Raw genomic sequence first — 20,232 nt, 5'->3', positions numbered from 1 at the left:
AAGACTTGGAGGCACCCCATGAACAGCATCGTCGCAGCACCGCCCCGCGCCATCGTCCATCGCACCTCCGGCAATAGCCACGGGCCGATCACCCGGCTCATGAGTCCCGGTGACCTGGGCCAGCTCTGCAAGCCATTCGTGTTTCTCGATCACTTCGCCTTCAACGCCGATGCCATGCAAAGAGGTTTCGGCATGCACCCGCATTCCGGTATCGCCACGCTGACCTACATGATCGAGGGCCAGGTGATCTACGAAGACACCACGGGCCAGTCAGGAACGCTGCCCAGCGGCGGCATGGAGTGGATGCAAGCCGGTAACGGCGTATGGCACACCGCCCGCCCCGTCGCAGGTTTGCCGAACCAAGGCTTCCAGCTCTGGGTTGCGCTGCCGGCGGCAGAAGAAAATGCCCCGGCCCACAGCGTCTACCTGGCGCCCTCCGAGATCCCCCGTGAAGGTCCGGCGCTGGTGTTGCTCGGCCAATACGGCAGCGCCCGCAGCAGTGTCGCGGCGCCAGCAGGCATGAATTACCTCGCCGTGCAGTTGCAAGACAACGAGCACTGGCGCTACACGCCACCGGCGGGGCACACCGTCGCCTGGCTGGCGGTCAACGACGGCAGTCTCGATGCTGGCGGCAACGTCAATGCCGGGGAAATGGTGGTCTTCGAAGAATCCGGCGGGGCCATCGACATGGTTGCCCAAGGCGCAACGTCCTTCGTGCTCGGCTCCGCAGTCAAGCATCCCCACGACCTGGTGATGGGCTACTACTCCGTGCACACCAGCAAAGCCGCACTGGAAAAAGGCGAGAAGGAAATCCAGCGCATCGGCACCGTTTTGCAGCAAGAGGGTCGGCTGGCCTAGCCGCTCCTCGACTCAACCCTGATCCACTGTCCGAATCCCATAGAGGTGAACATCATGAGCAACGTCGGTCTCGATCTTCTGCTGTCCCGCGCCCAAGTCGGCAAGCTGTCCCTGAAAAACCGCATGATCATGGCGCCGATGACCCGCAGCCGCGCAGGCGCTGGCGATGCCGCCACGCCCCTGATGGCCGAGTACTACAGCCAGCGCGCCAGCGCCGGCCTGATCATCAGCGAAGGTTCCCAGGTGTCGGCCCAGGGCAAGGGTTACCTGAGAACGCCAGGGATCTTTACCCCTGAGCAAATCACCGGCTGGAAACAGGTGACCGACGCAGTTCATGCCGAGGGCGGACAGATCTTTCTGCAGCTCTGGCATGTAGGCCGTCTTTCTCATCCGCTGGTGCAGGTCAACGGCGCCCAACCCGTAGCCCCCTCGGCGATCAAGGCCGATGGCGAAATCTACACCGCCGAAGGTCTCAAGCCCTATGAACTGCCACGGGCCCTGGAGCTCGATGAAATCCCCGGTGTGGTCGCCGACTTCCGCCAGGCCGCGGCCAACGCGAAGCTGGCCGGCTTCGACGGCGTGGAAATTCATGGCGCCAACGGCTACCTGATCGACCAGTTCCTGCGTGATGGCACCAACCAACGGACCGATGCCTACGGCGGCTCGATCGAGAACCGTGCCCGTTTCCTCAAGGAGGTGGTCGAGTCGGTGATTGAAGTCTTCGGCGCCAGCCGTGTCGGTGTTCGCCTGTCGCCGATCTTCAGTTACTTCTCGATGAGCGACAGCAACCCGCAAGCGACCTTCGACTACACCGCCAGAATGCTCAGCCGCTATGGCCTGGCTTACCTGCACATCGTGGAGTTGGGCGAAGGCCCGTTCGACTTCCTGGAACTCAAGCGTCGCTTCGGCGGGACGTACATTGCCAATGGCGGCTACAGCGCCGAACGCGCGGCCACTGCCATCAGCCGTGGAGAAGCTGACCTGGTGGCATTCGGCACGCCGTTTCTGGCGAACCCGGACCTGGTGGAGCGTTTCAAACGGGGCCAGGCGCTGAACGCCCCTGACGCATCGACGTTCTACCAGGGCGACGAGCGGGGTTATACGGACTATCCGCCCCTGACAGAGGCTCAAGCAGGCCAAGAGGCTTAATACCCAGGAGCCGACGGAACCAGCCTGTTCGCGAAAGCGGCGGCTGAGAATGCTTCAAACATTCAGGTGCTTTCCGGCACATCGATCTGAAGCGGCACCACCCGCCTCGGCGCCGGGCCTGGCGAGGTGGCAGTCGCTGCCTCGACCAGGGCTTCGACTGCCTGTTCGGCCATGGTCACGACGGGATGAGACAGCACCGCCTGGACCAGCCCCGTCTTCAACGCCTCGCGTGTCAACGGCGTCAGGTCATGGCACACCACCACAGGCAAGCGAATCTTCTGTTTCTGGAGGCTGCGCAAGGCCCGCAATACGCCGGCGATGCCACCACCGGCCACATAAAGCCCTACCAGGTCAGGCTCTGCGGTGAGCAAATCCAGCGTGTTGCCATACGCGAACTCATCGTCCTCCAGCGTCAGGCGCGACGCGAGCAGCTCCCATTCGCTGGAGTGCTCGGCCAGATAACTGTGAAAGCTCAGCTCACACAATTCCTGGCACTGGAAACGCTGGCTGCTGAGCATGACGGCCGCCGCCCCGGGTCGACTCGCCAGACGGCTGATGAACCAACCTGCCGTGCGGCCCGTGAGTCGATTGTCCAACCCGACATACCCCGTGCCGCTGGCGCTGGACAGCTCCGACAGCAGCGCTACCACCGAAACCCCTGTCTCGCGCAATTGCGCAACCGCCTCCCGGACCCGGGGATGATCCACCGCCACCACGCCCAGGCCGTCCACTTGATCGCGCAGGGCCAGGATACGTTGCGCCACGATGACCGGATCGAGGTCGTCCAAGTAGCCGATGACCACGCGAATCCGTGCTCGCGTGCAGGTCGCGGCAGCGTTCGACAACGCATGGGCCAGCCCCTGGTAAAAAGGTACGCCGCTTTTCTGCAACAGAAAGCCAAGCCGCAAGGTCGGGCGGTCGTTGAGCACCCGCTGCTCGATAACGCCCTTGGCATGAAACCCCAACCGCGCGGCCGCCGCGGCAATACGTTGGGCGGTATCGGCGCGCACATCGGCGCGCAGGTTCAACACCCGGTCGACGGTAGACAAGCTGACCCCGGCTTCCCGGGCGACATCAGCCATGGTGGGGCGAAGCATTCGGCGTGGCTTTTCTGACATGTTTTGACACCTCTGCCCGGTATCATGAGGGGTTTTGACAGATTAAGCCAACGCCCCATGGCCCCCTCCCCAGCAACGCAATAGCATCAGGTCCAGCCCATAACAATAAACACAGCCGGAGTGCTTCCATGGCCATTCACATCTGTACAGCGCCCTGCTGTTGGGGCGTCGACGACGTCAAGAACCCATTCCTGCCACCGTGGCGCCGGGTACTTGGCGAAGCCGCCGAGGCCGGTTATCGCGGCATTGAGCTGGGGCCTTATGGTTACTTGCCCCTGGACGCCGAAGACGTAGGCCCGGCCTTGTCCGAACACGGCCTGCACGTGGTTGCCGGGACGATTTTCGACGACTTGGTCAACCCCGCCAACCTGCCTGGACTGCTGCGCCAGGCCCACGACATCTGCACGTTGCTCAGGCAGTTGCCCCCCATGGAAAAACAGCTCGGCCAACGCTTCGCCGGGCCGTACCTGGTGATCATCGACTGGGGCCACGAGGCGCGCGACTACGCAGCCGGTCACTCGGACCGCGCCCCGCGCCTGGACGATGCTCGCTGGAACACGATGATGGCGCACATCCGCGCCATCGCTGACATCGCCTGGCATCAATACGGCATCCGCGCCGTCATCCATCCTCACGCCGGGGGCTACATCGAGTTCGCCGACGAGTTGGCGCGCCTGGTGGACGACATTCCCGATGAAGTCGCCGGGTTGTGCCTGGACACCGGGCATCTCTATTACGCGGGCATGGACCCGGTCGCGTCGCTGCGCACCTACGCCCATCGCCTGGACTACCTGCACTTCAAGGACATCGACCCGGCGGTGTTCGACCAGGTGCTGAACGAACGCATCCGCTTCTTCGACGCTTGCGCCCGGGGCGTGATGTGCCCCATCGGGCGGGGCGTCATCGATTACCCGGCGCTGCACAGCCTCGTGCATGAACTGGGTTATGTGGGTTGCATCACCGTCGAACAGGAGCGTGACCCACGCAACGCCGGGAGCAGCCTCGACGACGTGGCCGCCAGCCGCGCCTACCTGGCCCGCATCGGTTTCTGATCACACAAGGACAACGTCATGATCAACGGCAGCAAAACAATCACGCGGCCCATCCGTTGGGCCATGGTCGGTGGCGGCGAGCACAGCCAGATCGGCTACATCCATCGCTCGGCCGCCCTGCGCGACCGGAATTTCGAGTTGGTTGCCGCGGCGCTGGATATCGATCCAGCCCGTGGCCGAGCCTTTGGCGAGCAACTGGGTATCGACCCCCAGCGTTGCTATCCGGACTACCTCAGCCTGTTCGAGCTGGAAGCACAACGTCCCGACGGGATTGAAGCGGTGTCAATCGCCACGCCCAACGGCACCCACTACGCCATCACCCGCGCCGCCCTGGAAGCAGGGCTGCATGTGGTCTGCGAAAAGCCGCTGTGCTTTACCCTCGAGCAGGCCGAGGCGCTGCGCACCCTGGCGCACGCCAAGGGACGCATCGTTGGCTTGACCTACGGCTATGCCGGGCACCAGTTGATCGAGCAGGCCCGGGCGATGATCGCGGCGCAGGCACTGGGCGAGATCCGCATGGTGCACATGCAGTTTGCCCATGGTTTTCACTGCGCCCCGGTGGAGGCGCAGAACCAGGCCACCCAGTGGCGCGTCGACCCGCGCCAGGCCGGGCCCAGCTATGTACTGGGGGATGTCGGTACGCACCCGCTGTATTTGTCCAAGGTGATGTTGCCCGATCTCAAGATCAAACGCTTGATGTGCAGCCGGCAAAGCTTCGTCGCCAGTCGCGCACCGCTGGAAGACAACGCCTACACCTTGATGGAGTACGAAGGCGGCGCCATGGGCATGGTCTGGTCCAGCGCTGTGAATGCCGGTTCCATGCACGGGCAGAAAATCCGCGTGATCGGCTCCCGGGCCAGCCTTGAATGGTGGGACGAGCGGCCCAACCAGTTGAGCTTCGAGATCCAGGGCCAACCTGCGCAGGCCCTGGAACGCGGCATGGGCTACCTGCACGCCGACGCGCTGCAGGACGACCGCATCGGTGGTGGCCACCCCGAAGGGCTGTTCGAAGCCTGGTCCAATCTCTATCGCCGCTTCGCCCTGGCCATGGATGCAGCGAACCGCGGTGACAGCGAGGTGCTGGCCGCCCTGCGCTACCCCGACATCGACGTCGGCGTGGAAGGCGTGCGTTGGATCGAACGCTGCGTGGAATCGGCCAACCAGGATGCTGCTTGGGTCGCCTATTGACCCGACACCCGTCAGTCAAATAACCCTGTGGCGAGGGAGCTTGCTCCCGCTGGGCTGCGAAGCGGCCCCGTCTTGGGACTGCTGCGCAGTCCAGCGGGAGCAAGCTCCCTCGCCACGGGTAATGAGCGTTCCTAAGGAGAACAACAATGAAAATCGCCCTCGACCCCTACATGCATCGCCACCTGAGCCTGCCGGACCTGTGCCGCAAGACTGCCGAGCTCGGTTTCGAATACCTCGAACTGTCGCCACGGGAAGATTTCCTGCCCTGGTGGGTTCGCCCCCGCGCCCACAAGGAACGCATCGCCGAGTTCAAGAAAGCCCTGCGCGATCACGATCTGCAACTGGCCTCGCTGCTGCCGATGTATCGCTGGGCCAGCCCCCACGAAGACGAACGCCGGGCAGCGGTAAACTACTGGAAGGAGGCCATCCAGATCGCCGTGGAAATGGGTTGCACGACGATGAACTCGGAGTTCGGCCGTGGGCCGTCGCCTGATCGCGGGCATAAAATCAGTTGCTGCGGTGGTGTGCACAGCCACGAATCGAGCGAAGCGGCCTGGTGGCGTTCGATGGAAGAACTGGTGCCTGTCCTGGAGGCAGAAGGCGTCACGCTGAACGTCGAACCTCACCCGGAGGACTGGTGCGAGACACTGCACCCGGCCCTCGACATGCTCAAGACCCTCGGTTCGAACAACGTCAAGTTCCTCTATTGCACGCCGCACACCTTCTATTTCGGCGATGACATGAAAGCCATGATCACCGAGGCCGGGTCGATGATCGCCCATGTCCACATCGCCGACACCTACAATCACAAGGCCTCGTCCGGCCTGCGCTACATCGTCAACCCGCCCGGCGCCAAGGTCACCGTCCACCAGCATATGGACATGCACCAGGGCGAGATCGACTGGGACCTGTTCTTCAGTGAGCTGGCCAAGACCGGCTTCGACGGCATCGTCACCGCGTGCGTGTTCGGCTGGGAAGAGCGGGCGGATGAATCCGGGCGCTTCATGCGCAAGGAAATCCAGTCCTACGTCGACAAATACTTCAAGTAAGCGTGTCCATCACTCCAGCAACTGGACCAGCCGCGGCTCGATCGCGCCAGCGCTCACCTCGACCAACGCCAGCGTCACCGGCAGCGTAAACCGCCGCCGGCCGGCGCTGCCAGGGTTCAGGTACAGCCGGTCGCCACGCCATTCGATGCCCGGCTTGTGGGAATGGCCGCTGATCACCCAGTTCACGCCCGGGTCGAGCGAGTCCTGTACATCGGCAATGTCGTGAACCAGCAAGACCTGCCATCCACACAGGTCGAATTGCAGGCGGTCAGCAAGCGGCCCGGCCCAATCGGCCCCCAGGTCGTTATTGCCGCGCACCATGTGCAATGGCGCAATCGACGCCAATTGATCCAGGATCTCGGGGCTGCCGATGTCACCGGCATGGATGATACGCTCACACCCCTGCAATGCTGCCAGCGCTTGCGGGCGGAGCAGACCATGGGTGTCGGAAATGACGCCAACTTTCATGAAACCTCTCTCCCCAATCGTGTGTCGCCGGTTGTACCTGCCTCGTCGTAGCAAGCTAACGTGCTGAAATCGAATAAGATAGGCTGCGCATCAATAGTGTGCAGACCCGTCGTAAAAGGAAATGTTGATGCTCGGACGCAAACGGCCAGAGCCAAAGATTGAAAACACTGATGAGGTCTTTTCTCCCCAGAGCGCCCAGGCCGGAGCGGCGTTGCGGCTCACCGTGAGCTTCATGCTGGTGGTGGTTGTGGCCTTCCTGGCCGTCGAAGGCTGGCGGACCTGGCGCGACTACCGCGCCGCTTTTGCATCTGCCCGGGATTCAGTGACGAACCTGGCGCGGGCGACGGCCCAGCACGCTGAAGACACCATTCGACAAGTGGATGTGGTCACCGCCGCCCTCGCCGAACGAGTGGAGGGCGATGGCCTGCAGAACATGGATATCCCACGCATCCATAAACTATTGGTGCAGCAGGCCGCCATCATGCCGCAACTGCACGGGTTGTTTATCTATGGCCCGGACGGCCAATGGCTGGCGACGGACAAGGAGACGATCCCGGAAATGGCGAACAACGCCGACCGCGACTACTTCCAATACCACCGCACCCACAAGGATCAAGGCGTGCGCATCGGTGACGTCGTCAAGAGCCGTTCCACCAATGACCTGATCATTCCCATTTCCCGCCGCCTGAACAACCCCGATGGCTCGTTTGCCGGCGTATTGCTGGGAACAGTTAAGGTGAGCTATTTCGTCGACTACTACGGCGACTTCAAAATCGATGGCAAAGGCGCGCTGGTCCTGGCCAAGCGCAGCGGAACGATCCTGGTCCGACGTCCCTTCGTCGCTTCGGTGATTGGCAAGAGCCTGGTTAACAGCGTGATTTTCAGAGAACATTTACCCACCTCCAACCAAGGGGTTGCCGAAGCCAAGGCCGTCGTCGACGACACCGAGCGCCTATACGGCTACCGGGCGCTGACCACTTACCCGCTGGTGGTGGAAGCCGGCTTGTCCCGCGAATCGATCATCGCGCCCTGGCGCCGCGACCTGTTCAAGACCGGTTTGGTGCTGATTTTCCTGATCGCGATACTGGTGGGCTTCGGGCTCATCGTGTTGAGCCAACTGCGCTACCGCATGGCCATGGAGAAGCAGATTCGCAGCGCCCACCAGGCCATGCGCGACATGGCGCTGACCGACAGCCTGACCGGGCTGGGCAACCGCAGGCGGCTGGACATCGCCCTGGCCGATGAGATCCGCCTGGCCAGGCGCCAGGGTTCGTCCCTGGCCCTGATCATGCTCGACGTCGATTACTTCAAGCGTTTCAACGACAGATACGGCCATGCCGCCGGGGACGATTGCCTGCGGGCGCTTGCAGCCGCGCTCAGGCAGACCATCAAGCGGCCGGGCGACCTGGCTGTCCGCTACGGCGGTGAAGAGTTCACCGTGCTGCTGCCAAACACCGACAGCGCCGGCGCCACCAAGGTCGTGCAGCAAATCCTCGAAGCGGTCAGGGCCTTGAACATTGAACATGGCGACCATCCCTTGGGCATCGTGACCATCAGCGCGGGCGTCACCACCTGCCAGCCGAGCGGCGAGGACGTCACCCCGGCCATGCTGATCAGGGCCGCGGACGCCTTCCTGTACCTGGCCAAGAACACCGGGCGCAACCGCTGGTGCAGCGCCGGCTCGACGCCTGGGTGACCCCAGCAGGACCGCCGTGTATCGGTCAAGGTCGTGCTAACCCAAGTCCACAGGTGCCTGCAAGGCGCCTGGCGGCTACAATGCTCGCTTCGACCGTGACCAGCCTGACTAAAAACAAATGTCCTTGCCCAAACATCATCTGGAATTGCTCAGCCCCGCCCGCGACGTGACCATCGCCCGCGAGGCCATCCTGCATGGCGCCGACGCCGTGTACATCGGTGGCCCGAGTTTCGGCGCACGTCACAACGCCTGCAACGAAGTGGGCGATATTGCCCGGCTGGTGGAGTTCGCCCATCGCTACCACGCCCGTGTGTTCACCACCATCAACACCATCCTGCACGACAACGAGTTGGAGCCAGCCCGACAACTGATCCACCAGTTGTACGATGCCGGCGTCGATGCGCTGATCGTCCAGGACCTGGGGGTAATGGAGCTGGATATTCCACCCATCGAGCTGCACGCCAGCACCCAGACCGACATCCGTACCCTGGCCCGAGCGAAGTTCCTCGACCAGGCTGGTTTCTCGCAACTGGTCTTGGCCCGTGAGCTGAACCTGCAGGAAATCCGCGCCATCGCCGACGAGACCGAGGCGGCCATCGAGTTCTTCATCCACGGCGCGCTGTGCGTGGCGTTTTCCGGCCAGTGCAACATCTCCCACGCCCAGAACGGCCGCAGCGCCAACCGTGGCGACTGCTCCCAGGCCTGCCGCCTGCCCTACACCCTCAAGGACGACCAGGGCCGGGTGGTTGCCTACGAAAAACACCTGCTGTCGATGAAAGACAACAACCAGAGCGCCAACATCCGCGCCCTGGTCGAAGCCGGCGTGCGTTCATTCAAGATCGAAGGGCGCTACAAGGACATGGGTTATGTGAAGAACATCACCGCCTATTACCGCCAGCGCCTGGACGATGTCCTCGAAGACCGTCCGGACCTGGCCCGCGCGTCCAGCGGCCGCACCGCGCACTTCTTCGTCCCCGACCCGGACAAGACCTTCCACCGTGGCAGCACCGACTATTTCGTCAGCGAACGCAAGATCGACATCGGCGCCTTCGATTCGCCGACCTTTACGGGCGTGCCGGTGGGCGTGGTGGAAAAAGTCGGCAAACGTGACCTGCAAGTGGTGACCTTCGATCCGCTGTCCAACGGCGACGGCCTCAATGTACTGGTCAAGCGCGAAGTCGTCGGTTTCCGCGCCAACATCGCCGAGCCCAAGGGTGAGTTCGAAGAGGACGGCCAGAAGCGTTACCGCTACCGTGTCGAACCCAACGAGATGCCGGCCGGCATGTACCAGTTGCGCCCCAACCACCCGTTGAGCCGCAACCTGGACCACAACTGGCAGCAAGCGTTGCTCAAGACCTCCTCCGAACGCCGCGTCGGCCTGGCCTGGGTTGCGCGCCTGCGCGAAGAGCGCCTGGAACTGACCGCCACCAGCGAAGAAGGCATCAGCGCCAGCGTCGCCCTGGACGGACCGTTCGGCCAGGCCAACAAGCCGGAACAGGCCCTGGAGCAATTGCACGACCTGCTCGGCCAACTGGGCACCACCGAATACCACGCCACCGCGATCGAGCTGGATGCGCCCCAGGCGTTCTTCGTCCCCAACTCGCAGCTCAAGGCCTTGCGCCGCGAAGCCATCGAGGCCCTGACCAGCGCCCGCATCAAAGCCCACCCACGCGGTGGCCGCAAGGCCGAGACCAACCCGCCGCCGGTGTACCCGGAATCGCACCTGTCGTTCCTGGCCAACGTCTACAACCAGAAGGCCCGGGACTTCTATCATCGTCACGGCGTCAAGCTGATCGACGCGGCGTTCGAGGCCCACGAGGAAACGGGAGAAGTGCCGGTGATGATCACCAAGCACTGCCTGCGCTTCTCGTTCAACCTCTGCCCCAAGCAGGCCAAGGGGGTCACTGGCGTGCGCACCAAGGTGGCGCCGATGCAGCTGATACACGGTGATGAAGTGCTGACGTTGAAGTTCGATTGCAAACCCTGCGAAATGCACGTGGTCGGCAAGATCAAGGGACACATCCTCGACCTGCCGTTACCTGGCAGCACGGCGCAGCCCGTGGTCGGCCACATCAGCCCTGAAGACCTGCTCAAGACCATCCCCCGCGCACCGCATTAAGCAATGCGCACCTATGGCAGCGAGCTTGCTCGCGATAGCGGTGGGCCTGCTTGCATTGAGGCTGAATGTATCGCCGCCTTCGCGAGCAAGCTCGCTGCCACATGGGTTTTCGGGTGTTTGATGGCCCTGCGCCATTTTTCATTTCTGCGCCGTTTTTGCTTCGCTGTGCGACAGATTTTCCTGCAGGACTCCCCCACCCTTTCCTCGCGGTGTTAGGTTGCAAGCGTTTGTGTCATCAAATCAGACACTTGTCTCCTACCGCCTGCAAAGGAATGCCCAGCAATGGACTTCTCGCTCAAACATCTGGCAGTGACCACCCTGCTGCTGTCCAGCCTCGCTTCGATCACCACACCAGCACTCGCCAACATCACCGCCCAACAGGGCGCAGCCATCGTCAAAACCTTCTCCAACACCTCAGCCACCGATTTCAGGCAGTTCCTGGCCGACGTGGCCAAGAGCGACCCGGGCAAAGCCGCGAACCTCGGCCCGGCCATCAGCGCGTTCCAACGCAACAAAACCCTTTCAGTTGAACAGCAGAATGAAATCCATCGCCTGTTAGGTCTCTATGCCCGAGTGAAATACGGCCAAGCGGCCACCGAGACCCTGAAGGAACTGGTCGCCATCCCGACTTTTCGCAAGGACGGCGTCGCCCAGCACGAGAACCCGGAATTTCTCAAGATCGCCGACAAGATCAAAAGCCTGGCCGAAGCGTTCAACCTCAACTTCCGCAATGTCGACAACCGCGTCTATGAGATTTCCCTCGAAGGCGGCGGTGACGAAGTCGTCGGCATTCACGCCCATGCCGACGTGGTGCCGGTAACGCCGGAAAACTGGGTGTTGAAAGATGGCACCCGCCTCGACCCGTTCAAGGTCACCCTGGTGGGCGACCGCATGTATGGCCGCGGTACCGAGGACGACAAGAACGGCATCGTGGTCGCGCTCTATGCCATGAAAATCATCAAGGAAGAGAAACTGCCGCTGGCGCGCAACTTCAAGCTGCTGGTCGACACCACCGAGGAAACCACTGGCGACGCCATCCCCTATTACTTTGAACGCAACCCGACGCCCAACTACAACCTGGCGCTGGATGGCGGCTACCCCGTAGTGATCGCCGAGAAAGGCTATGGCACCATCATGGCGAACTTTACCCGACGCGCTGCACAGGGCAAGGGGGCAGAAATTACCGCGCTGACGGGCGGCCTGGCGACCAATCAGATTCCGTCGACGTCCGTTGCCACCTTCGCCAGCGACAAGCCCGCCGAATTGGCTACCAGCCTGCTCAAGGCCGGTACTGACTATGCCAAGCGCAATGGCGGTCACTTCGAGGTGGCCAGCCAGGTTGTCGGCAAGGACGTCCAACTGACCTTCACTGGCGTGTCCGCCCACTCCTCCGAACCCGAGTCAGGCGTCAACCCGGTGGCAAGGATGCTGGACTTCATCAATAGCCTGAACGGCAAGGTCGCGCTCAAACGCAACCACATCACCGACGCCGCCCGCTATGCCGCCGACAACTGGGGCCTGGACTATCTGGGCAGCAAACTGGGAATTGGTTTTTCCGATGCTTTCATGGGCCCGCTGACCGCGTCCCTGACCTACGTCGGCATGGACGAGAAGACCTTCAAGTTGGCGGTCAACCTGCGAGTGCCAGTGGGCAAGACCACAGCAGCCCTCAAGACTGAAATCGCCGACAAACTGGCCGCCTGGAGCAAGAAGTCCCACGTCGCGGTGGCCTTCGACTATTCCATTGACGAGCCGATGTACCGCAACCCCGAGGGGGAATGGGTCAAGGCACTGCTGGCCGTGGCAAGTGAAAACCTGGGCATGGAACACAAATACGGCACCTCTGCCGGCGCCACTTCGGTTCATGACTTGCCCAATGGCGTGCAATTCGGCCTGGCCATGCCCGACGTCAAGTACACCGGTCACAACGACAACGAGTTCAAGACGGTCGAGCAGTTCCTGTTGGACTTGCAGATCGTGACCGAGATGATGGGGCGGATCGGGCAGTTGCCGAAGCTCTAAGGTGCGTATGATCCATTGTGGCGAGGGAGCTTGCTCCCGCTGGGCTGCGAAGCGGCCCCTAAACCTGCCAAATGCGCAGCATCAGACACACCCCACCCGCCGGTTTACGACTGCTTCGCAGCCGAGCGGGAGCAAGCTCCCTTGCCACAGGGGGCCCCTCACTACAGGTTATTTCATTCCTTCGGGTGAGTGGCGCTTGGATCGATGACCTTGGCGGTGATATCGACCAGCTCCAACCCCCAATCCCCGTGCAGATACCAATCCTCCCCAATCATCTCAGCCGGATGCATCGTTCGATCGGCACCGTTGCCGCAGGCCAGCGCACTGGTCGGACAGTAGCGATCACACCCCCAGCAAATGCGCTCGGGATGTTTGGGACTGATGGGAAAGGGCTTTGCCATGACGACCCCGTATAACGGATGGGTGTACCCGCACCCTACCGCGTCGGGGCGCCGTGCCCCTTGATCGCGATCAAGAACAACCGCGCAGGAACGAGTCGTCACTCGTTGTTGGAAAATTCGCGCTGAAAATTGACAAGAATCATTATTATTCGCAGCAAAGCTTCCTAGACTCGGCGCCATCATTTAGCCAACCAGGAAGTCATCATGCGCACACTTGCCACTCTGCCTCTGGCCCTGCTGTTTCTCGCACCGCTGGCCCAGGCCAAGGAATACCCCATCGGCGAACCGCAACTGTGCCCGGGACTGGAGGTCGGTGCGGTGTATTTGCAGCCGATTGAAATGGCCCCGGCCGGGATGATGCGCGCCACTGCCGATTCCGACGTGCACCTGGAGGCCGACATCCGCGCCACGGCGGACAATAAGCAGGGCTTCCAGGAAGGCAGTTTCGTGCCCTACCTCAATGTGTCGTTCCAACTGAAGAAACAAGGCAACGACACCGAACTCAAGGGTGACTTCCACGCCATGGTCGCCAACGACGGACCGCACTATGGCGACAACGTCAAGCTGCTCGGCCCTGGCAAATATCAACTGACGTTCACCCTCCTGCCACCTGGCGGCCATGGCTCCCTCGGCCGTCATACCGACAAGGAAACCGGCGTGGCGCCATGGTTCGAACGTTGCGAACTGCATTACGAATTCGTCTACGCCGGGATCGGTAAAAAAGGCGGGTACTGAGCATGCGCCACTCATCCTGCCCACGGCACGTCGAGCCTCATCGACGCCTGGCCTGGTTGACGCTGGCCGGTTTGCTGCTGCCCTCGATCGCCCATGCCGAACTGCCGACCTACGAGCTGAGCATACGCGACGGGCATTTCACGCCGTCGCAACTGGAAGTACCGGCCGGGCAACGCTTCAAGATCGTGCTGAAGAACATCGGCCAAGGCCCGGCGGAGTTCGAAAGCACGCCTTTGCGCGTCGAGAAAGTGCTCTCGCCCGGTGTCACGACCTTCGTGGTCATCCACCCACTGCGCCCAGGGCACTATCCGTTTTTCGACGAATTCAATCCGCAACTGCCCGAGGGCGGGATTCTCGCTCAGTAGTTGGTCTGCAGGAGGCATTTGCATGACTCAATCGATGTTCATTGTATGGCGCGAAAGCGTCGAGGCGTTGTTGGTGATCGGGATTCTCCAGGCCTGGGTCAGCCGGCAACACCAGGCCAGCCAGCTGTTGCGCTATGTATGGACCGGCGCGGCGCTGGGCCTGTTGCTTTCGGGCGTGCTGGCCGGCCTGATCCTGCTGGCCGGCGAGGCCATGAGCGGGACGGCCAATGAATGGTTCCAAGCGTCGCTGGCACTGGTCGCCAGCCTGCTGATCGTGCAAATGGTCGGCTGGATGCACCGAAACGCAAGGACGCTCAAGCATGACCTGGCGCGCCACGCCGACCAGCGGCTGAGCCGCCAGGGCGGCCTGGGCCTGTTGGTGCTGGCCCTGCTGGCGGTCAGTCGCGAAGGCAGTGAAACCGTGGTGTTCTTGTATGGTGCCGGTGGGCGCCTGCAAGGGCCGCAACTGGGCTTGTTCGCTGTGGGCGCGCTGGCCGGGCTGGTGCTGTCGCTGCTGACCGTCTCCTTGCTGCACAGCAGCCGCCGGTTCATTTCATGGCCGCGTTTCTTTGCCATCAGCGAAGCGATCCTGCTGTTGTTGGGGGCGGCGTTGCTGGTCAGCGGTATCGAGCGCGTCGGCGGGCAACTGCTCGCGATGGATTGGCCCGAGGCGGTGTATCGCGCCATTGGCGACGCACTGTGGGACAGCAGTGCGATACTCGATGACGGCCATGGTTTCGGCGGGTTCCTGGCGGACTTCACCGGGTATCGGGCCAGCCCGAGTGCGATGACGCTGCTGGTGTGGCTGGGCTATTGGGGCGTCGTCGTGGGCTGGCTGCGGCAACGCAAGGCGGAAAACCTGCCATGCCCGACCTGAACCCCTGGCTCCAACGCCTGGGCGACGGCATGCGGCGCCACGGTGCAACCATTCGTGCCGTGCAATGGGTGGTGGTGCTGTTCTACGCGGTGCTGCTGGTGGTGCCGGCCCTGCTGCCATTGCCCAGCGGCCAGGCACGCCTGTTCGACAATCTCACGCTGCTGGCGCAGTTTCTGTTCTGGGGCCTGTGGTGGCCGTTCGTGTTGCTGTCGATCGTGTTGTTCGGGCGGCTCTGGTGTGGCGTGCTGTGCCCGGAAGGCGCCTTGAGCGAATGGGCCAGCCAGTACGGCAAGGGCTTAGGGGTGCCGCGCGGATTGCGCTGGGCTGGCTGGCCGACCTTGGCGTTCTGCCTGACGACCCTCTACGGTCAACTGATCAGCGTCTACGACTACGCCCAGGCGGCGTTGCTGATCCTGGGCGGCTCGACCGTCGCTGCGGTGATCGTCGGCCTGTTGTTCGCCCGGGGCAAGCGGGTGTGGTGCCGCTACCTGTGCCCGGTCAGCGGCGTCTTTTCCCTGCTCGCTCGCTTGGCGCCGGTGCACTTTCAGGTGGACGAACAACGCTGGCTGGAAAACCCCGCACCGCGTCGCCCTCCTCCCAACTGCGCGCCCTTGCTGGACATCCGCCGCATGCGTGGCGCCGCCGATTGCCACGCCTGTGGTCGCTGCAGCGGCCAGCGCGATGCGGTGCGCCTGATTGCCCGCTCCAGCAGCGAGGAAATCCTGCACTCGACGGCTAACACCCTCTCGCCCTGGGATGTTCGCTTGCTGTTGTTCGGTGTCATCGGCCTGGCCATGGGCGCCTTCCAGTGGACTGTCAGCCCATGGTTCATCGACCTCAAGCAAAGCCTGGCCCAATGGCTGGTCAGTCATGATTGGCTCTGGGCACTCCAGGACAACGCGCCCTGGTGGCTGTTGACGCACTATCCGCAACTCAATGACAGTTTCAGTTGGCTCGATGGTTTTTGCATCGTCGCGTACCTGGGCATGAGTGCGCTACTGATAGGCACTTCGCTGATGCTGCTGATGCGCCTGGCGGCACGCCTCTCGGGTGACAGCACACAATATCCGCCCTTAGCCATCACCCTGACGCCCCTTGGCGGTGCAGGGTTGTTCCTCGGCTTGTCGGCCACCACGGTCAAGCTGCTGCGCTATGAAGGCCTACTGCTGGAATGGGTACAACCGGCTCGGGCCGTATTGCTGATAGCGGCGATAGCCTGGAGTTTATGGCTGGGCTGCAAACGCCTGCAGCAGGCGCAGACTCCACCGATCCGACGATGGCCAGCCATGGCCTGCCTGGTCTTGGCCAGCAGCCTGGTGGGTTATGGCTGGTGGCTGCAGTTCTGGGGATGGTGATGTGTTCACAACACCTAGATTCGATACAAAACCCTGTGGGAGCGAGCTTGCTCGCGATGAGGCCGGCAAGCCCGACATGCATGTGACTGGACCACCGTCATCGCGAGCAAGCTCGTTCCCACAGAGGAAACGCGATCACCAAAGAACCACACCACGCGGGCTTAACGCAGGTATTGCGCAGTGCCATATCACCATATCACCCTCTAACCCACCGCCCCTGCCGACTCAACTCAGGCTTTTTTGAAAACACCCTCTGCGGCAACAGCAACCAAGCCAACGCCGGCAGCAAGATCAAGGCTCCCAGCATGTTCACCAAGAACATGAAGGCCAGCAAAATCCCCATATCAGCTTGAAACTTGATCGGCGAGAACGCCCAGGTCGACACCGCCACAGCCAAAGTCATGCCCGTCAACAACACCACTTTGCCGGTGAACAGAAGCGCCTGGTAATACGCCTGGGCCAAGGTGTCACCGGCCCGCATTCGCGCCAGGATCACGCTCAACACATAGAGCGCATAATCGACCCCGATGCCCACGCCCAGTGCAATGACCGGCAGCGTCGCGACTTTCACCCCCATGCCCAGCCCCACCATCAGCGCCTCGCACAGGATCGAGGTGAGCATCAGCGGCAGCATCGCGCACAGGGTTGCGCGCCAGCTGCGGAAGGTCACCAGGCATAGCAGGCTGACCGCGCCATAGACCCAGAACAGCATCTCGCGCATGGACTTCTTCACCACGATATTGGTCGCCGCTTCGATCCCCGCACTGCCGGCCGCGAGCATGAACTTGACCTCGGGCATCTGGTGCCCGGCGATAAACTGCTCGCTGGCCTCCACCACCCGGTTCAAGGTATCAGCCTTGTGATCGGCCAGGTAAACGTACAGCGACAGCATCGAGCAGCCCTGATTGAACAGTTCTCGCGGGGCACGGGTTTGCACGGCCCCCAGTGCGCCGTCATTGGGGATCAGTTCATACCATTTGAAGTTGCCTTCGTTGTAACCGACCGTGGCGATCTTGCTCAGCGCGGCCATCGAGGTGGTCGATTCCACGCCGGGCAATTGCTCCAGTTGCCAGGCCAGCGCATCTACCGCGGACAGGCTGGCGTAACGGGTGCATTGATCCTCGGGGGTCTTGATCATGACCACGAAAATATCCGAGCTGGCCGCATAGTTCTGGGTCATGAACAACGCATCGCGGTTGTAGCGCGAGTCGGCACGCAACTCTGGAGCGCCAGGGTCCAAGTCGCCGATTTTCAGGTGCAGGCTCACGGCAAAACCAGACGCGGCCAACAGCAAGCCAGTCAACATGGCGCCCGTGGCCCAGCGCCGCTGGGTGAACAGATCAAGCACACGCCACAGGGGATGCTTGATCTGCGCCTGTTGCTCGGTGGTTTCCGCACTCAGGCTGCGTTGCGCCGCCGCCGGGCTGACGCCGATATAGCTGAGCAGGATCGGCAGCAGGATCAGGTTGGTGAAAATCAGCACCGCCACCCCGAGGCTGGCGGTGATAGCCAGGTCCTGGATCACCCGGATGTTGATCAGCAGCAACACCGCGAAGCCCACCGCATCGCAGAGCAAAGCGGTGATGCCAGCGGCGAACAGTCGGCGGAAGGTATAGCGCGCGGCAACCACCCGGTGGGTGCCACGGCCGATGTCCTGCATGATGCCGTTCATCTTCTGCGCGCCATGGCTCATGCCAATGGCGAACACCAGGAACGGCACCAAGGCCGAGTAAGGGTCCAGTTCATAACCGAGCAGCGCCAGCAGCCCCAGTTGCCAAAGCACCGCCGCCAGTGAACAGATCACCACCACCAAGGTGCTTCGCACGCAACGGGTGTAGCCAAACAGCACCAAGACCGTCACCAGCACCGCCACCACGAAAAACAGCAGTACCTGGGTCATGCCCTCGATCAGGTCGCCGACGATCTTGGTAAAGCCGGTGACATGAATCCGCAGGTCATCGGTCTGGTACTTGTCTCGCAGCGCCTCCAGTTGCCGGGAAAACTCGCCATAGTCCAGCGCCTTGCCCGTCTGCGGATTGATTTCCAGCAACGGCACGAAAATCACGCTGGACTTGAAGTTGCCGGCGACCAATTGACCGACTTCCCCGGAGCGGGCCACGTTGGTCCGTACCTGCTCGAGGCTGGTGGCCGAGCCATCGTAGTCGTCAGGGATCACCGTGCCGCCGTCGAGCCCGTCTTCGGTCACGGCGGTCCAGCGCGTGGTCGGGGTCCATAATGATTTCATGTAGGGGCGGTCGACGCCCGGCAGCAGATAGAGCTCGTCGTTGAGCCTGGCCAGGGTGTCGAGGTAGTCCTTGGTGAAAATGCTCCCCTGCCTGACCTCCACGGCGATGCGCAGCGAGTTGCCCAGGCCGCTCAGTTCCTTGCGATTCTCCAGGAAATTGGCGACATAGGGATGCCCCGTGGGAATGGTCTTCTCGTAGCTGGCATTGATGCCGATGCGCGTGGCTTGCCAACCGAGCACCAACGTCACCAGCAGGCACAGCAGGATCACCAGCGGTCGATGGTTGAAGATCGCTCGCTCAGCGAAGTTGCCAGACGCCCGGTCAAAGTCTTCCTGGCGGCCGATCACGGTTTGAGTTTTATCGTCTTTCAAGTTTGACTCCTGTTGCACGAGCCGTGGCCCGATAGCGCTACACCGTGAAGTTTCAAGGTTGACCTGCGGCCCGCGGATCCTGGTCAGCGGCCACGCCGGTCAAGCCGACACTGGTCAGGCTGCCGTCGACCGCCTGCTGCACGGCAGCGAGGGTCCCGCCGCTGCGGCTCTGCCGCTTGTCAAAGCTTCGCCCCTGGTCATGGCTGAATAAAAGCTCACCACTCTGGCTGGCCAACAACAGGCCGCCGTCGCGCAGTTGGAGGGCACTCGCCAGTGTCGATTCGATACCGGTATCAAGGCGGCGCCAACTGTTGCCACGATCCCCGGACCACCAGGCGTTGCCGCGCAGGCCATAGACCACCAAGGCCCCGTCGCGGGTGCCGAGCAGACCGAAGAAGCTGCCCTCATACGGCGACTTCAAGGCCTGGAATGACTGCCCTGCGTCGGTCGAACGCAACAGCAAACCGCGCTCACCCACCAACCACAGATCGTTGCCCACGGCGCGGATGCCATACAGGTTCAAGCCCTGGGGATTGTCCACATGCCGCATCCACGGCTGCCAGCTTCGCCCGCCGTCGTCGGTACGGAAGATCTGGTTGTAGGCACCCACGACGTAGCCGTGCAGGCGGTCACTGAAGTACAGGTCGAGAAACGGTTTATCCGGTCCGTCATCGAGCATGCGCCGTGCCTGCGCCAAGTGGCTGGTACCGTCGGGTTGATTGACATCGCGCTCAGCGAACTGCACCGCCAAGGCGATGGCACGCTGACCGTCGAGTTGCTTCTGCCAGGTTTCCCCGCCGTCCTGGGTGTGCAACACCACGCCCAGATGACCGACCGCCCAACCCTGCTCGGCATCGACGAATTGCACCGCCGTCAGGCTGACACTGACCGGCACGCGGGCCTGGCGCCAGGTCGTTCCGGAATCGTCCGAGAGCAACACAATGCCGCGCTCACCGACCGCCACCAGACGCTCCCCGGCCCGGGTCAAGCCAAGCAACACCGCACGCGGTGCCTTGGCCGTCGGTAAGGCCGATTGCTGGAGCGCGGCGAACGTCGTGGCCGGTGCCGCGATGGCACTATTGGCCAACAGGCACGACGCCAGGACACAGGCTCCCCAGCGCCGGGCAAAACTCGCAAAGCATTGTTCAACGTTCATGTCTTTT

17 protein-coding genes are annotated in these 20,232 nt (G+C 62.4%); 12 read left to right on the top strand and 5 right to left on the bottom strand.

Features of this window, described 5'->3' with window-relative positions; all coding sequences use genetic code 11:
• Positions 1–18: 18 nt before the first annotated feature.
• Together BLO97_RS03830 and BLO97_RS03825 are read left to right on the top strand one after the other, a co-directional pair.
• Positions 19–858 carry a pirin family protein gene (locus tag BLO97_RS03830; RefSeq protein ID WP_092345010.1) on the top strand — a complete coding sequence of 280 codons (840 nt, stop codon included), beginning with the start codon at positions 19–21 and terminating at the stop codon, positions 856–858.
• A 54-nt stretch (positions 859–912) separates the two neighbouring features.
• Positions 913–2,007, top strand: coding sequence for an alkene reductase (locus tag BLO97_RS03825; RefSeq protein WP_092345008.1), 1,095 nt, complete (start codon positions 913–915; stop codon positions 2,005–2,007).
• Positions 2,008–2,069: 62 nt separating this feature from the next.
• Here the strand turns inward: BLO97_RS03825 and BLO97_RS03820 are convergent, their stop codons facing one another.
• On the bottom strand, positions 2,070–3,125 hold the full coding sequence (locus BLO97_RS03820; RefSeq protein ID WP_092345006.1) for a LacI family DNA-binding transcriptional regulator: 1,056 nt from the start codon (positions 3,123–3,125) through the stop codon (positions 2,070–2,072).
• A 128-nt stretch (positions 3,126–3,253) separates the two neighbouring features.
• Here BLO97_RS03820 and BLO97_RS03815 point away from each other — a divergent pair, with 128 nt between their 5' ends.
• The 3 genes from BLO97_RS03815 (at position 3,254) to BLO97_RS03805 (ending at position 6,414) form a co-directional block, all read left to right on the top strand.
• Positions 3,254–4,177 (top strand): TIM barrel protein, encoded by a 924-nt coding sequence (locus BLO97_RS03815; RefSeq protein ID WP_092345004.1) that lies wholly within the window; start codon positions 3,254–3,256, stop codon positions 4,175–4,177.
• 18 nt (positions 4,178–4,195) lie between these two features.
• Positions 4,196–5,365, top strand: a complete 1,170-nt coding sequence (locus BLO97_RS03810) for a Gfo/Idh/MocA family protein (protein ID WP_092345002.1) — start codon at positions 4,196–4,198, stop codon at positions 5,363–5,365.
• 146 nt (positions 5,366–5,511) lie between these two features.
• Positions 5,512–6,414, top strand: coding sequence for a sugar phosphate isomerase/epimerase family protein (locus tag BLO97_RS03805; protein ID WP_092345000.1), 903 nt, complete (start codon positions 5,512–5,514; stop codon positions 6,412–6,414).
• A 9-nt stretch (positions 6,415–6,423) separates the two neighbouring features.
• Here BLO97_RS03805 and BLO97_RS03800 read toward each other — a convergent pair whose 3' ends face one another.
• Entirely contained in the window at positions 6,424–6,882 is a 459-nt protein-coding gene (locus BLO97_RS03800; protein ID WP_092141340.1) for a metallophosphoesterase family protein, read from the bottom strand.
• A 127-nt stretch (positions 6,883–7,009) separates the two neighbouring features.
• Here BLO97_RS03800 and BLO97_RS03795 point away from each other — a divergent pair, with 127 nt between their 5' ends.
• From BLO97_RS03795 to BLO97_RS03780, 3 genes are all read left to right on the top strand, one after another.
• Positions 7,010–8,578, top strand: coding sequence for a sensor domain-containing diguanylate cyclase (locus tag BLO97_RS03795; RefSeq protein WP_092344998.1), 1,569 nt, complete (start codon positions 7,010–7,012; stop codon positions 8,576–8,578).
• A gap of 118 nt (positions 8,579–8,696) precedes the next feature.
• Complete coding sequence (locus BLO97_RS03790) at positions 8,697–10,697, top strand: peptidase U32 family protein (RefSeq protein ID WP_092222137.1); 2,001 nt, start codon at positions 8,697–8,699, stop codon at positions 10,695–10,697.
• 282 nt (positions 10,698–10,979) lie between these two features.
• Positions 10,980–12,719 carry a dipeptidase gene (locus BLO97_RS03780; RefSeq protein WP_092344996.1) on the top strand — a complete coding sequence of 580 codons (1,740 nt, stop codon included), beginning with the start codon at positions 10,980–10,982 and terminating at the stop codon, positions 12,717–12,719.
• Positions 12,720–12,892: 173 nt separating this feature from the next.
• Here BLO97_RS03780 and BLO97_RS03775 read toward each other — a convergent pair whose 3' ends face one another.
• The gene (locus BLO97_RS03775; RefSeq protein ID WP_027911723.1) at positions 12,893–13,120 is read right to left on the bottom strand and encodes a DUF3079 domain-containing protein; all 228 of its coding nucleotides are present in this window, start codon (positions 13,118–13,120) and stop codon (positions 12,893–12,895) included.
• A 204-nt stretch (positions 13,121–13,324) separates the two neighbouring features.
• Here BLO97_RS03775 and BLO97_RS03770 point away from each other — a divergent pair, with 204 nt between their 5' ends.
• The 4 genes from BLO97_RS03770 to BLO97_RS03755 are packed head-to-tail and all read left to right on the top strand — an operon-like array spanning position 13,325 to position 16,452.
• On the top strand, positions 13,325–13,855 hold the full coding sequence (locus BLO97_RS03770; RefSeq protein WP_063321427.1) for an iron transporter: 531 nt from the start codon (positions 13,325–13,327) through the stop codon (positions 13,853–13,855).
• Positions 13,856–13,857: 2 nt separating this feature from the next.
• Complete coding sequence (locus tag BLO97_RS03765; protein ID WP_092344994.1) at positions 13,858–14,220, top strand: cupredoxin domain-containing protein; 363 nt, start codon at positions 13,858–13,860, stop codon at positions 14,218–14,220.
• 22 nt (positions 14,221–14,242) lie between these two features.
• Positions 14,243–15,097, top strand: a complete 855-nt coding sequence (locus BLO97_RS03760; protein ID WP_092344992.1) for an FTR1 family iron permease — start codon at positions 14,243–14,245, stop codon at positions 15,095–15,097.
• Complete coding sequence (locus BLO97_RS03755; protein WP_092141361.1) at positions 15,085–16,452, top strand: 4Fe-4S binding protein; 1,368 nt, start codon at positions 15,085–15,087, stop codon at positions 16,450–16,452. The genes BLO97_RS03760 and BLO97_RS03755 overlap by 13 nt, the downstream gene beginning before the upstream one ends.
• 196 nt (positions 16,453–16,648) lie before the next feature.
• Here the strand turns inward: BLO97_RS03755 and BLO97_RS03750 are convergent, their stop codons facing one another.
• Positions 16,649–19,069: an efflux RND transporter permease subunit gene (locus BLO97_RS03750; RefSeq protein WP_092344990.1), complete on the bottom strand. Its 2,421-nt coding sequence runs from the start codon at positions 19,067–19,069 to the stop codon at positions 16,649–16,651.
• A gap of 52 nt (positions 19,070–19,121) precedes the next feature.
• Positions 19,122–20,225 carry a WD40/YVTN/BNR-like repeat-containing protein gene (locus BLO97_RS03745; RefSeq protein ID WP_063325091.1) on the bottom strand — a complete coding sequence of 368 codons (1,104 nt, stop codon included), beginning with the start codon at positions 20,223–20,225 and terminating at the stop codon, positions 19,122–19,124.
• Positions 20,226–20,232: the final 7 nt, after the last annotated feature.

It is taken from the genome of Pseudomonas sp. NFACC05-1 (assembly GCF_900100135.1).
Lineage (GTDB): Bacteria > Pseudomonadota > Gammaproteobacteria > Pseudomonadales > Pseudomonadaceae > Aquipseudomonas > Aquipseudomonas fluorescens_Q.
This window is presented reverse-complemented; position numbering and strand designations above follow the sequence as displayed.